This is a genomic window from Ruegeria sediminis, from assembly GCF_005938215.1.
Lineage (GTDB): Bacteria > Pseudomonadota > Alphaproteobacteria > Rhodobacterales > Rhodobacteraceae > Ruegeria > Ruegeria sediminis.
On sequence record NZ_VCPD01000008.1, the window covers coordinates 110,606 to 124,414 of the forward strand.

At 58.1% G+C, this 13,809-nt stretch carries 9 protein-coding genes and 2 pseudogenes; 2 read left to right on the top strand and 9 right to left on the bottom strand.

Annotation, left to right across the window (positions count from 1 at the left end):
• Window positions 1-246: 246 nt before the first annotated feature.
• A pseudogene (locus FGK63_RS21060) lies at window positions 247-396 on the bottom strand (IS6 family transposase); the annotation flags it as partial.
• A 279-nt stretch (window positions 397-675) separates the two neighbouring features.
• On the opposite strand from FGK63_RS21060, the gene FGK63_RS18505 reads away from it, so the two are divergent.
• Window positions 676-1,941, top strand: coding sequence for an aminotransferase class I/II-fold pyridoxal phosphate-dependent enzyme (locus FGK63_RS18505; protein ID WP_138845071.1), 1,266 nt, complete (start codon window positions 676-678; stop codon window positions 1,939-1,941).
• 10 nt (window positions 1,942-1,951) lie between these two features.
• Entirely contained in the window at window positions 1,952-2,734 is a 783-nt protein-coding gene (locus tag FGK63_RS18510; RefSeq protein ID WP_138845072.1) for an SDR family NAD(P)-dependent oxidoreductase, read from the top strand.
• 5 nt (window positions 2,735-2,739) lie between these two features.
• Here FGK63_RS18510 and FGK63_RS18515 read toward each other — a convergent pair whose 3' ends face one another.
• The 8 genes and pseudogenes from FGK63_RS18515 to FGK63_RS18550 all read right to left on the bottom strand — a co-directional run bounded on the left by FGK63_RS18515 (window position 2,740) and on the right by FGK63_RS18550 (window position 13,809).
• A complete protein-coding gene (locus FGK63_RS18515; RefSeq protein ID WP_138845074.1) occupies window positions 2,740-3,795 on the bottom strand; it encodes a hypothetical protein in 1,056 nt (351 codons plus the stop codon).
• Complete coding sequence (locus FGK63_RS18520) at window positions 3,792-5,381, bottom strand: GH3 family acyl-acid amido synthetase (protein WP_171052709.1); 1,590 nt, start codon at window positions 5,379-5,381, stop codon at window positions 3,792-3,794. Before FGK63_RS18520 ends, FGK63_RS18515 begins: the two co-directional genes overlap by 4 nt.
• A gap of 307 nt (window positions 5,382-5,688) precedes the next feature.
• Complete coding sequence (locus tag FGK63_RS18525) at window positions 5,689-6,687, bottom strand: C45 family peptidase (RefSeq protein WP_138845078.1); 999 nt, start codon at window positions 6,685-6,687, stop codon at window positions 5,689-5,691.
• 5 nt (window positions 6,688-6,692) lie between these two features.
• Window positions 6,693-8,144 (bottom strand): biotin carboxylase, encoded by a 1,452-nt coding sequence (locus FGK63_RS18530; RefSeq protein ID WP_138845080.1) that lies wholly within the window; start codon window positions 8,142-8,144, stop codon window positions 6,693-6,695.
• 12 nt (window positions 8,145-8,156) lie between these two features.
• Complete coding sequence (locus FGK63_RS18535) at window positions 8,157-10,910, bottom strand: aminotransferase class I/II-fold pyridoxal phosphate-dependent enzyme (protein WP_138845082.1); 2,754 nt, start codon at window positions 10,908-10,910, stop codon at window positions 8,157-8,159.
• A 50-nt stretch (window positions 10,911-10,960) separates the two neighbouring features.
• Window positions 10,961-11,929 (bottom strand): carbon-nitrogen hydrolase family protein, encoded by a 969-nt coding sequence (locus FGK63_RS18540; RefSeq protein ID WP_138845084.1) that lies wholly within the window; start codon window positions 11,927-11,929, stop codon window positions 10,961-10,963.
• 229 nt (window positions 11,930-12,158) lie between these two features.
• Window positions 12,159-12,789, bottom strand: a pseudogene (locus FGK63_RS21235) (DDE-type integrase/transposase/recombinase); the annotation flags it as partial.
• Window positions 12,790-12,918: 129 nt separating this feature from the next.
• The gene (locus FGK63_RS18550) at window positions 12,919-13,809 is read right to left on the bottom strand and encodes a LysR substrate-binding domain-containing protein (RefSeq protein ID WP_138845086.1); all 891 of its coding nucleotides are present in this window, start codon (window positions 13,807-13,809) and stop codon (window positions 12,919-12,921) included.

Here is a 13,809-nt window from a genome sequence, read left to right on the forward strand (position 1 = left end):
GGCTGCATTCCATTCCGACCTCCAGGTTGGCGGCCAAAATTCATATTTTTTGCATATAGTTAACTATCGCCGGATGCGTGCACCCAATACGGTTAGAAGAAAAACATTGAGGTCGACTTGCGAACGCACAGTTTGGTGCGACCGCCCAAGCAGGACGCGCTTGTCCTAAACTCCGAGGTCGATCGGCGAGTATTTGGATACACCAAATTACGATTTGCTGCAGAAACTGTTGAAGCAACAACCTCATGCACGCAGGTGTTGGACGCAGTTCCTTCGAAAATCGGCTGCATATTTCGGCGCAAACCGCCGCCACCAGCACCGCACCGTGTCACGGCTCGCGTCGATACCGCGCTCTTGCAAAAGATCCTCCACATTCGGGTGCGAAAGCGGAAGCCGATTTCTACGAAGTTCTGGAAACTGAGGTAATAGCCGTGGAACCAACGGAAACCAGCCTCCGGCAAACCCGGCGCTGTGCACTCCCAGTCTAATTTCGGTTTTCGCTAACAATGCCAACCGGACCAATGACCGACGCATAAGGGGATCGTGGCGGCAGAAACTGACCAAAGGTTGGTCGGCGATCTCAATGATGCAAATCAAATCGTCATTTGTACCGGACCGTTAACATTCCAAAGACGCGGCGACGGACCGGGCAGTCCGCACATTTGCGAGGACGATATGGATGGAACCCCCAAACGCCCACCCGAGCGGATCAAGTCGCTGATCCGGCTGATCAAGAACTCCGGCCTCTATCCGCAGAACCCGATCGTCAACAGCGCGACAACCGAGCCTGTGATCTGGGTGGACGGGCGTGATCACCTGCTGTTCTGTTCCAACAACCTTCTGGGCTTGTCGAACCACCCCGACGTCAAGGAAGCGGCTGCCAAGGCCCTGAACAGATATGGCCTCGGCTCGGGTGGTTCGCGACAGATGGCGGCGAACATAGACGTGCACCGGGCGCTGGAGCGGCGCATTGCCGAATACGTCGGGCAGGAAGACGCGATATGCTTTGCGGCGGGCTACATGGCCAATGTCGGCGCCATTCCCGCCGTTCTCAAGGTGGATTTCATCGAGGCTCTGGCAAAGGTACATCTGGGCTACGAAAGCACACTGCCGGAAGAGGCCTCGGTCACACCGGCCTGGGAGATCTTCAGCGAGGAACTCAATCATGCCAGCGTCGTTGACGGTGTCCGATTGGCGAAGGCGAAGATTTCAAAGTTTCCGCACAAGGATATGGAAACGCTCAAGGCCCAGTTGGCCGCATCCGACAGCGAGACCAAATTCATCATCAGCGATGGCGTGTTCAGCATGGATGGCGACATCGCGCCTATCCCGCGGCTTGTGGACCTGGCCAAGGATCACGACGCGCTGTTGATGATCGACGATGCACATGGCGTCGGGATGCTTGGACCAAACGGGCGTGGGAGCCTTGAACATCTCGGAGTTTCTACGTCGCAGGTCGATCTTCAGATGGGCACCTTCACCAAGGCCTTTGGGGGCGTCGGAGGCTATATTGCAGGCGATCGCGAGATTATTGATTTCCTTCGCATCTCGGCCCGGACCTATATTTTCTCGGCTCCGTTGCCGCCTGCGGTCGCGGCGGGAGTGGCCGAGGCCATCGACATAGCTGAACGCGAGCCTTGGCGGCGCGAAAAGGCAATGGAAAACGCACGTTATTTCCGGCGCGAGGTTCAGGCGATGGGATTCGATACCTTGGGCAGCGAGGCGCATATCGTGCCGGTCCTGATCGGAAACGAGATGGATGCCGCCGAATTCACCCGCCTCTTGCGGCATCGCGGCATTGTTGCACCGCATGCGCGATTTCCTGCGGTTGCACTGGGTCAGGCTCGGATCCGCTTTGTCATGACCTGTGAACATGAGCGCGACCAGATCGATTTCCTGCTGAAGTGCCTCGGCGAGGCGCGCGAAACCCTGAATTTGTGAAAGGCATTGATTGTCCGGGGAGGCACCACAAATAACAGCCCTGATCACCGGGGCGTCGTCCGGGATCGGAAGGTCCTTCGCCCATGCATATGCGGCACGCGGCGTAAATATCGTTGCGGTGGCACGGCGCATCGGCCCTCTGGAGGCGCTGGCGGCGGACCTGTCGGAACGTTACGGAGTGAAGAGCACGGTCCTGCCCATGGATCTTTCGGAGGCCGAAGCGCCACAGGATATCTTTGACGCTCTGCGCACAGCAGGCAAGCGGGTCGACATTTTGGTCAACAACGCAGGCTTCGGAGTGCCGGGAGAATTGTGTGAGGTCGCCTGGAAACGACACCGGTCCTGTATCGAAGTCATGGCCGTCGCGCCGGTGCGGCTCGCCTATCTCTTTGCGCCATCCATGTTCGAGCGCGGATATGGCCGGATAATCAACGTTTCATCCTTGTCCGCCCTGCTGCCGCCCCATGCGGGAGGAACACTCTATTACCCTGTGAAATCCTTCCTCTACCAGTTCTCGCTGGCCTTCCGCGAAGAGATGCGTGAGGGCGGCGTTCACGTGGCCGCGGTTTGTCCCGGCTTCACCGAGACGAATTTCCAGGCGGCCGCGGGCGGAACGGTGGAATCCGTTTCGGTGCCGCGCTGGCTTTGGACCTCGCCGGCGCAAGTGGCCGAGGCCGCCATCCGCGCGGTCGAGGCCAACAAGGCAGTCGTGATCCCCGGGCTTGTCAACAAAACGGTAGCGGCTGCCTTCAAGCTCTTGCCGGCGGCCCTGGCCCGCCGCTTGGTGCGTTAGCACCATCAGAAAACGTCGGCTGCACTCACATGAAGCGGCCTGTTGGCCAGGCGAGCAGCCAGACTTGCCTCGAGCCCTACCGTGTCAATGCAGAGTTTGACGGATCCCTTGACTGCCTTTGACAGCAGGCCAAACCTCCCGCAACTCTGCAGCCGGGCCAAGACCGGACTGCGCCTGTCCAGCATGACCAGACCGATGTGAGCGTCGTGGCGAGCAAGACAGGCCGAGAGCAATGCAAAGAACTCGGTTTCGGACCCGATCGGGACCAGCAGGTTTCCAAACCGCAAGATCCGCAAGTTGCGCAGATCGATCAGCCGATTCAAGCCGCACATTCTGGGCAACGCACCCAGCAGGATAGCGCCGATCATTCCCGGCAGGGCGTCGATGGACCAAGTCAGCACCTCGGCCTGAACACCCGCCAAGACGGCACCGTCGCGGCGATAAACGAAGCATTCATTCGCGTTCAGGGACTTGTCGATATCCACCAATTCGTGATCGCCATAGAGCCTTTTAAGGCCGCTGAGAAGCTCGTCGACCTCGCCTTCAGCGATCATCCGGACATGCGAGTCCTCCCGCGGAAATAGGCGTGTGAAAAGCAGCAGCGGAATGTCAGCCTCGATGCCGTGGCCCACATGTTCCGACAACCTGAGTGAAAACTCGGTGGTTGCCTCGACATAGCCGAACCCGAAACCAGGCTTGGCCATTGTCGCCTCGCAATACCTGCGGATGTGTTTGATGAGGATGCTGGCGAGTCCTTCGTTCCGGCGGTGCCCGACCGTCGCGGCCATCGCGAAATGATACGCTTCGCACATCGTTGACCCGACCGGCTTGCTGCACCTGTCCAGCACAAAGACACACAATTCCTCATTCTCTTCGGATAGAACAAAGTAACTCGGTTCCCGCAACCGTTGCAGTTTGGATGAAACCCCGAGGATCCTGTATCTTGTATCCCTGCTGCCCCAGACGGTGGCATTCAACAGCGCAAGCGTCTGTTCGGACGGAACGTCAGAGCGGGTGATGACCCTGTCCTTTGCCGCATCGCGCCACAAAACCTCGGTCATGGCCCTGCTTCTCCGTCATCCGCGACCGGAACGGTCGCCAGGATATCCTTGAACAGCGGCTCATCCGTGATGATCCGCGGCACCTTGTTCTGACCACCAAGTTTGCGTCGCAGCTCCATCCAGCGCACGAACCCGCCCGGTTGCGCGAACCGGACTTCGGGCGCGTCAAGTGCAAGATTCCTTCTCCTCAATTCGGAATAGTCTTCGTTCAGCGCGCAAAGATGCGCATCTATTCGTTCCGAAATCTTCGTCCGGACCTCGGCGGACGGGCGTTCGATCGTCTCCAGAAGGTAGAGATGATGCCCGCCAGTTTCGGCAGTTATGGCACCAACACAATAGTCGAGCACCGAAAGCCCGAACGACGCGGTAGCCTTGGCAATGGCCTGCGCGATTTCGGCCTCGATGAGGTGCTCACCGAATACCGACAACCCGTTCTCGACCCGTCCAACCACGATCAGTCGCGGCGGCTGACGGTCAACCAGTCGCACCACGTCCCCCACCAGATAGGCCCAAAGACCGGCCGAGGTCGATACGACTAACGCATAGTCCTGTCCGGTTTCGGCATTCGCCACCCAATGGCGGACCGGCGTTTCGGAAGGCAGGGTATCGACCGGGACAAACTCGAAGAAGACCCCGCCGTCGAGATGCAACCTCATGCCCTCGTTGTCTCCGCGGTCCGCAATCGCAAAAACGCCCTCGCTTGCCGAGTACATCTCCCGCGTCTCGGCGTGGCTTCCAACCAAAAGCTTGCGAAAGCGGTCCCGGTAGGGCTCGAAGTTGACCCCGCCGTGCATGATCAACTCCAGATTCGGGAACCAACTGGAAAGGCGGGCCGAACGGTCCGGAAATCGCCTTGCGAGCGCCTCGAGAAATATCAGGAGCCAGTTGGGGGACCCGCCCAAAATGCGCACATCCCGATCGACGGAAAGATCCACCAAACGTTCAATCTTTTCCTGCCAATCCGGCAGATTTGCCACCTCGGGCGGGGGGAGCAAACGGTTGCGGAACGCGACAGGCAGGGCACCCAAGGCAATAGCGCTGACCGCTCCGGCATTCACACCTTCGAGTCGCGGTTCCAACTCGCTTGGCCCGGTCAGCGCCAGTGCCAATCCCCCGAACAATCGGCTTGAGAGTCGATTCATCAGGTGGAAACACAATAGATCCATGCCCCCCCTCGCTGCCGCCCTGCGCATGTCCGTTGTGTAGGGAACAAATTTCGACCGGCCTGTCGTCGTACCGGAAGTCATGGCAAAAAAAGGTATACGGCCCGGCCAAGTCACGTCGGTCAGGTCCGGGTACCCTTTTTGCCACCATTCATTCAAAAAATCGGAATATCGCCGTATCGGCACGCGCGCCTGGAACCCGCTCACATCCGGAATCTGCGAGAAACCGTAGTGTTCACCGAACCGCGTGAACCTGGCCCGGTGCAGAAGCCGCAACAGCAATCGCTCCTGCACTGCGATAGGGTCCAACCCATTCAGCCTTGCAAGGCGAAAACGCGCATACAAGCGCGCAGCGCCGCTGAAATCCCGCAATTCAGATCGCTGCGCGGAAAGACCGATTTGACTGTTCAGCTTCAGCGGCAATCCCCCATTTGTCCTTTGACACAAAGCCCGAGGGTATTCGTGCTTCTACCGGGGCTTTTTCGGGCCTTTTCGAAAGGAAACACTGCAAACCTGTTTTTCGACAATGATTCAGGTCATGTCTTGAGTCTTCTTCACCCGACCAAATGGGCGATGTACGAATTGCCTTCAGTACTGTCAGACGGCTGCGAACCAATCTCCACGACGACAGTTCAATTGCCGTATTGAGTGCCGCCAAATTGGCGCCATTCGGCGAGTGCCGGGGGCGAGATCTTGCGCTTTGCGGCAACGACGCAAAACCCTTCGTGCGTCAGTACCGCGAATCCGCGGGTAGGGTCACATCAGGATAACTGATGCTGACTGCATCCTCTTCAAATTGCTCCAGCCTTTTCTGCCAGATCCGATCAGGCCAGATCACGTCGACCGCACCTCGGCGAGGATGGTAGGCTGCGGTGTAAAGCGTGCCAAATCCTCTGTCGTAGGCCAGTGAATACAGAGGGGGCTGCAGGAAGGACCGAATGAACTTTTCTTTGGTTTCCGGATGCAGCGTCAAACGCTGGAGCAGATAGCGTTCACGTTCCACTGTCGCTGTCATGCGAGCGTGGCTTTGCCATTCGACGCTTTCCTGATGATTTGTCGCGACGGCGGCACGGGAAATGACAGTCGGTCGGTCGGGCGCGAGATAGGCTGTCAGATACCGCCGATCACGATCAAGCACCGTCACGTTGTAACTCATGTGGCATGGAACACGCTGAAGAACCTCGGCGGCCTCAGCGGTGTTCGAGCAAATCTGCAGCAAGTATCTTAGGATAAGCGGAACGCCAAAACCTTCACCGACGGCACGGCGGCCTCCGAATGTCAGCGACACCGCGAGGCCGGCATCGTTCATCCCGTCGACGAGGCCGAAAAGCCCGTCGGACGTTCCGATCACCTGACGTCCCTTCCAACCGGTTTTCATGAGAACGGCGTCGAATGCATCGGGGCTGTAGTCGTAGTTGCGCACCAGCATCGGCTCGTCACCTGGCCAGATGGCCTGACTGCAACCAGCCAGGTATTTCGGCGGGCAGTAGAAACTCAGAAACCGGGCTTCCAGGTCACCGCCGCCGGCAAGGTCGCAAAGCCCGTCATACAATCCGACGATCTCGGGCATGTGCGTTTGCAGGGCTTTCCTGCACTCCAGATAAGTCGGCCGATCGGACAGGCCTTCGCGCGACCACCAATTCAGGTAGGCTTGCCTGTATTCAGCGAAAAGCCCGGACCATTTCGGTCCAGGCTCGGCTTCATCGAAGGCACGGAACGTGAGTTTCATGCGCTCTACATAATCTTGAACGCGGGATCTTCAAACGCGTGAGCCGAAGGGAGCGGACGCGCCGAATACGCGTTCTTGATACCGGCGATCCAGCGTTTGGACTTTTCGGTAAGCTGGAATCCCTTGGTCATGGAGCGGCCCCGGGTCACGAGAATACCTAAGTCTGCGCCTTCGTACCTATAATCTCCGACATTTGAAATTCGCAGGAAGAATGCCTCGTCTTCGCTTTCCACCGCGCGGCGGTGGTAGTCGAACCTGTCGAACACGACCTGCCCATCGGCCTGCATCCTGTAGATGCCCGACTGAGGGGCGGAGGTGATGATGTCGACAGTGTCTTCGGTGTGTTTGATCACCATCTGCGACCACGAGTCGATCATGTCCGGATCGGCCCAACGGGCATTCAACTCCTCCACGTCCAGTTTGAAAGGCTTCTTCGAGAACTCCAGCAGATGGAAGAGGAACAAAGGGGCATCCGCATGGGCGAAGGCCGCATGGTTGGTCATCGACGAGGCGCCTGTGATACGTGGATTCAATTCGCCGAGCCAGATTTCACCGGTCTTCTTGTCGACCAGGAAATCAAGTTCGAAATACCCGCGATAGCCTTCTTTTCTGAGCTGCTCGCCGAATTTGAACGTCAATTCCCTGGCCTGTTGCCGGGTGTTCGGGGGGAATGCTGTCGAGAAGATTTCGTTGCCGCACCAGCCCCCACGATAGGGGGTAAGCTCCTTGAACCCGACGAGTTCGGTCATCAACGGACCGACGATAGTGCCTTGCGATGTGGCGCAGGCCTCGATCGCAGAGCCGCGACAATCGATCCGCTTCATGATCTTGATCTCGCCCTGACCGACGATTTCGTGTTCATGCTTGCGGAAATCGGACTCGGACTTGATGAAAAACGTCGTGTGCCCGGAATCACCAAACGCCGACTGCAACACCAGGTCATGTCCAAGCCCGGCCTTGTCCGACAGCTTCTTGAGGTGATCATAGCTGTCGACCTTGGCAAGTGTGTTGGGAACGGAGGGAACGCCCGCCTTGTTGCCGACGCGCACGGTTTCGATCTTGTTGTCCATCGCCGTGCGCAGCTTGGCCTTCGGAAACCAGACTTCGCCGCCAAGGTCTTTGACCAGCTTCTCGGATTTTTCGTCGAACATCAGAAAGACGAACTTGGGCTTTCCCCCGCGCGCCTTCACGTAATCGACCACTTCCTTGTGCTGCAGGAGGTAGTTGTTGATGTCCTCGATGGACTGGAACTCGTCATGCGGCAGTTCGGAAGGCACAAGGACATTCGGGTGCCGCCCGTCGAAGCAGTCCATATAGCAAATGTACTTGAAGTTTTTTACCCACTCGTCGAGGCCGAGCAGATTGAAGTTCGTTGCGGAGACAAAGTAGATCGGATCGGTGTTCGTGTGAAAATACCGACGAATTTCCGAGATGTTGTTGAGCGTCTTTTTCGGCATGACTTCCTCCCCCTAGGACTTCTTCTTTGAAATGGACTTCAAGGCGTCATTGGTGAAAACGCGCAAACCAAGGTCTGAGCGGTATCCATGGATTTCGCTGACGTCCAACATTCTCATGAAGGACAGGATTTCCGGGCTTACGGCCTGGCCGGGCACGAGAATGGGAAAGCCGGGGGGATAGGGTATGATGAAACTGGCAGAGACCAGTTCCTCGCCCCTCTCCAAGCGCTCCATCAGTTTGTCATCCAACGGCAGATAGTCGCAGTTGTCTTCGTCGTATGCGAGGAAGAAGGCGCTGCGGATGTCACCTTCCGGAGTTTCCTTGCCAGCGCGGAACGCGTCGTGGAAACGGCTGAAATCCGGCAATGGCGGAAGATGCTCGACAAGGGCCGAAACACGGTTCTCGAACGAACGGCGTTCCATTTTCGAGGCGTCGTCGAGTTTCTCGTCCAACTCGTTTGCGATCTCGACCAGCACTTCGATCAGATAGGCGACCGACGATCGGGTGGTGCCTATGTTGGTCATGAACAGCACTGTATTTCGCGACGTCTTGTTGATCTGGATGCCGTATTTGTCCATCAGGATCTTCGTCTTGAACGTATCCCCGTCCCAACCCGTACCGCCAACGGCCAGCGTCACGCGCGTGGGGTCGAGGACGAATTCGTCCCTGCTCCACATCGACCATGTGTCGAACCAGCCGTGGTCGGGATCATAGTAGGCCTCCACACCGCTTTCGCGGAACTCTTCGGCAATCATGTCTCCTGCGGTCAGGACCTTGAAGTATTTCCTGAGCAGCGTGTGGTCCGAGACGGCCCGACGGATCGACATCGCGCTTTCGATCTGCCTCTGAACGAACTCAAAGCCTTCCAGTTCGACCTGCCGCCGTCCGACATCCAGCGAGGCAATGATCTGATAGTTGGGCGACGTCGAAGTGTGCGTCATGTAGGCTTCATGAAACGACTGCTCGACTTCGCCTTTGAAGTCCTGGTCGTTGATGTGGATCATCGAGCCCTGTCGCAATGAGGTCAGGGTCTTGTGGGTCGATTGCGTGGCATAGACCCGCACCCGCGCGTCCGGCGGCGGAACCAGCCGCGTCTTGAGCAAAACCTCTTCGCTTGCGCCCTTCAACTCTTCCTGTTGCGCTTCCCAGGTTGCCGCGGTTTCCGGTTTGCGCAACGATTCCCGCAGGTGGTTCGCGACGCCCATGGCGGTTCGCTGACGATAGGTCGGGTCGAACCGCGCGAAGGCGAACCATGCTTCGTCCCAAAGGAAGATCAGGTCCTTCTTGATCGCCAGGCATTCCTCCATGACTCGCTGAACGTTGTAGACGACGCCGTCGAAGGTGCAGTTGGTCAAGAGAACCATCCGTACCCGGTCAAGCTTGCCGGCGGCCTTGAGGTTCAACAGCGCGTGCTTGATCTCGCGCAGCGGCACGGCACCGTACATCGAGTATTGATGCAGCGGATAGCTGTCCATGTAGACGACGCTCGCGCCGGCCAGAACCATCCCGTAGTGATGGGATTTGTGGCAGTCGCGATCCACCAGAACGATGTCGCCCGGTCGAACCAGCGACTGCACCACGATCTTGTTGCAGGTCGACGTGCCATTTGTGGCAAAGAAAGTATGCTTTGCGCCAAAGGCCCGTGCGGCCATGTCCTGCGCTTCCTTGATCGGCCCGCGCGGTTCCAGAAGGCTGTCGAGTCCGCCGGACGTCGCCGATGTTTCGGCAAGGAAGATGTTCGGCCCGTAAAACGCGCCCATGTCCTGGATCCAGTGCGACCGGCTGATCGACTTGCCCCGGCTGATCGGCATTGCATGGAACACACCCGTGGGCTGCCTCGAATACTCCTTGAGCGCAGTGAAGAAAGGGGTTTTGTACCGGCGGCCGACGCCGCGCAGGATGTTCAGGTGCAGTTCCAGAAAGTCTTCCTGGTTATAGAAGACCCGTCTGCACCGCCCCAGATCAAGCCCGGCAATATCCTCTGCGGAACGGTCCGTGACCAGATAGGCATCCAGTTCGGGTCTGATTTTCGCGATCAGCCGGCAGGCTTCGGGACCGTATTCATGAGGTTCGATCGCGTCCACGTCCTCTTCTTCGCTGACGCGGGTGAGGTATTGGCTGAGGATCGGCAAATCGATCTTGGATTTTAAGGTCAAGCCCGGCCGCACAACCACCGCCTGCACGTTGTAGTTGAACAGGACACCGATCAGGGCATCCTCGAGCGAAGGAACGATGACCGGTTCATAGATGAATGGATCCTCCGTCCGGCGCATACGCAACAGGTTCTGGCGCAGGAACCGCTCCTGCGGCTCGGACACGTCATCGACGATCAGGACCTCGAAATAGGGGCGGCCGAGGGCCCGAGCCTCGGGCGCGAGCGAGGCTTCGTCCTCGTAATCCTCGTTGTCGATTTCCTCGGACGACAGAGGGATGCTGCGGCGTCTGTAGGCGCCCGAAGTCAGCGCCCTGGCGATCCGGCGCACCGAGACCGACAAGTCCCCGGTGTGGCCATGGTGCAAAAGCCTGCGCAGGTGCTCGAAGGCATGTATTCCGGGAAACGCCCAGTAGCACTCGATCGGCGCAAGAACATCGAACAGATGCTCGGCCGTCGCGAGAAGCTTTTTGCCCTGCCGCCCCTCCGTACCATGGCGCGACAGCCCTTCGGCGGCCTCGCGAAGCGCGCTCCAGCGGTCGGCGCGCAATTGCGTCGCGCTGTAGTAGTCCCGGATCGACGGCAACTTGCCCTTCTGGGAATGCAAGTTCATGCATTGCCTCCTGTTCGTCGCGTCCGGACCGGTGCCACCCGCCAATCCGGTCAGTCTGATCCCGTTCTGCCCTGAAAGACAGAGAAGTTCAGTGGCGGAAAATCCGTATTCTCGGTGTATCCAAGGGCTGTTCTGGGATCCGTCGTTCGCACGCCACGAAGCGATCCTTGCGTAGGTGTTTCCAATGGACCCAGTGTATTCAGGTATGCGTCAACGCCGCTTGTCCGGTCGTAGACGGAAAAATCCGCCTCGCGGTCGCGGAAGCTTTTCAGAACCTGCCCAAGCCCCTTGAGGCCGGTTTCCCGCTGCCGTCGAACCTGATCCAGGTCTATTTCGATCGGGAACATGTCCTCCTGCCCGGCGGATTGGTGCAGCACCGTAGCGGACGGATCAACCACGACCGATCGGCCCACGCCGCCAGCGGCCAGCCCGTTGACGTCGAAGACGTAACACTGGAATTGTGCCGCCGTCGCCCTCGCGATGGCCAGTTCCGCGTCGCGGTCGGTGGTGCCGGTCAGCACCGGATGCAGCAGCACTTCGACGCCTTGGCTGGTCAATTGACGCGTCGTTTCAGGGAACCAGATGTCGTAGCAGATCGACAGACCGAAACGCCCAACTTCGGGCACGTCGAAGACGCAGAACTCCGTACCCGCCGAGATCCCGGCCTCATACGGACGGAACGGGAACATCTTGGAGTATTTCGCGACGATCTCGCCGTCCGGATTTATGACGACGGATGTATTGAAGATCCGCCCATCTTCGGTTTTCTCGAACATCGAGCCGGGGATCAGCCAGATCCTGAAGCGGCGCGCGTCGTCTTGCAGTTGTTGCAAAGTATCGTTCGGGAAAGGCTGCGCGAAACGATCCAAGGGGCCAAAAGGCGCGAGTTCGGAAAACAACACCATCTGCGTCCACGGAAAGCGGGCCATCAGAATTTCGATCCGATGCCGCATCGCTTCGACATTTGAGTGCAGAGCCGCGACATGCATCTGAACGCCGGCTATTGCGAATGGGGTCATTTCGAGTGTGTCTCCGTTTGTAGTGTCTTGAGTTCAGTGTATTTCGCGGTTGAGTGGCTGGCTAGCCGCAAACAGGCGTAGTCTTGTGAATTGATTTCTTGGCGCGGTGCACATTTAGTCAACCCGGCTTTGGAAACAGGCTTGGAATCAGGACTCATAGCGGTGCTGCCGGACCAATACGAACCGGTCTTTGCAAGGACAGCGTAGTTGCCCCATATTCCGCGCAAAAGCCGCGCCACTCGGCGAGAGCGGCGATGCGGTTCTGCTCGAAGTGGCCTCGTGTTGAGGGGTGCGATCCTCATTGAAGTGGTTGAGGGCCGGAGCAAATATCTAAAGACTTCGCATACGGCGGTAGAAAAGCATGGCCCGCTCTCGTCGTCGAAACGTCAGGCTTGAATTCGCAGCGCGGTTGCACAACCAGCGTCCGGCTCCCCGCCGATTGCCGGTACCGAATGCTTTGAACGCCGCACCGTAGAACATAGGCAAGCTGGTCACGACCACTTGGAGCGGCCGCGCTTTCTCTTAGCTTTTCTCAAGAATTCCAATGCCGCCAACTTGTCTCTGATCCTCGTGAAAAAGCTCTCCAATAACTCCGTTTAGCGATCCAAACCCCGCCTCAACTTGTATCGCTCGCCGTTGACCTTCACGCACATCTCGTCGAGATGTCACCGTCAGAGGCTTGATTTCATCTCCTTGATTTGGCGCTTACTGATCTCGGCGGCGAACATCGGTCCGAACCGGTGCCACTAGAAACGGATGGCTTCTTGGCTCTCGTCAATGCCGCACTCGTGGAACGGATCCTCGATGTTCCGAAACGAGAGCGGAAATCCGATCTACAGCGTCACCGCCAGATGAATGATCTCTAGGCTGGCTTTGAATTAGCGAAACGGGGATCGTTTGGTCTTGGTGCAACGCTACGAAACCGCCCTCCCCGCCTCAAACGAGTTTACTCTGACAATGCCTGAACTGGCTATGCCGCCCGAGGCCATTCACGCTCCTTCAGGCGATAGAAACTCGAGCAGGGTTCGCGCTTGCTTTGTCAGCATCGACCGGTCGCGCATCGCGATGCGAAGCTCACGATGCGCCCACGCCTCGTCGATCGGGATCATCGCAAGTTCGGAACTCCCCAGATATGGCTCGACGGCTCCCAACGGCAGTATCGCGATGCCGAGTTTGGCCTGAACCATCCTGCGTACACCATCGAAACTCATGACTTCGACACGTGTGCGGATCTCGCTTCCCAACGCATGCGCTTGCCGCTCCAGATAGTTCTTGATCGAGCTGCCCTGCTGCAAGGCGACGAAATCTTCGTCCAGTACGTCTCTAAAGGTGACGCAGTCCAGCGCCGCAAGCCGATGTTCCCGCGGTGCGGCAATGACGAGCGTATCACGTCGATACAACAGCGATTGCACGCCCGTTGAATCGGTAAAACCCGAGTAGATGCCGAGATCAGCGGCGCCGGATCTGACTGCGTCAAGAATATCCGGACTCATCTGCTCGACAAGCTGGATATGGAGGTTTGGGTGTTCCTTCACGAACGCCGCGAGATCCTCGGGCAGGAATTGCGTTATCGAAGAGGTATTGGCAGAGACCCTTATGGTTCCGCGAATGCCCTGGGCATGATTGCCCATCTCGGATTCCATGCGTTCGACCATCCGACCGATGGACTTCGCATGCTCCAGCAATTCCTCACCAGCTGATGTCAGGCTCACCCCTCGCCTCTGGCGACGCAGGAGCGGTGTTCCGACCAGTCGCTCGAGATCGGACAAACGCTTGCTCGCAGCCGATGCCGCGATGTTGTGACGCGCGGCGGCCCGGGCAATGCTGCCAAGCTCTGCAACGGTTTCAAAGATCGACAGTGAGAAGAGATCGAAACGCAT

Coding starts and splice junctions, on each gene's coding strand:
- FGK63_RS18505 (WP_138845071.1), top strand. CDS start 676: ATGGATGGAACCCCCAAACGCCCACCCGAGCGGATCAAGTCGCTGATC.
- FGK63_RS18515 (WP_138845074.1), bottom strand. CDS start 3,795: ATGACCGAGGTTTTGTGGCGCGATGCGGCAAAGGACAGGGTCATCACC.
- FGK63_RS18525 (WP_138845078.1), bottom strand. CDS start 6,687: ATGAAACTCACGTTCCGTGCCTTCGATGAAGCCGAGCCTGGACCGAAA.
- FGK63_RS18530 (WP_138845080.1), bottom strand. CDS start 8,144: ATGCCGAAAAAGACGCTCAACAACATCTCGGAAATTCGTCGGTATTTT.
- FGK63_RS18535 (WP_138845082.1), bottom strand. CDS start 10,910: ATGAACTTGCATTCCCAGAAGGGCAAGTTGCCGTCGATCCGGGACTAC.
- FGK63_RS18540 (WP_138845084.1), bottom strand. CDS start 11,929: ATGACCCCATTCGCAATAGCCGGCGTTCAGATGCATGTCGCGGCTCTG.
- FGK63_RS18550 (WP_138845086.1), bottom strand. CDS start 13,809: ATGCGTTTCGATCTCTTCTCACTGTCGATCTTTGAAACCGTTGCAGAG.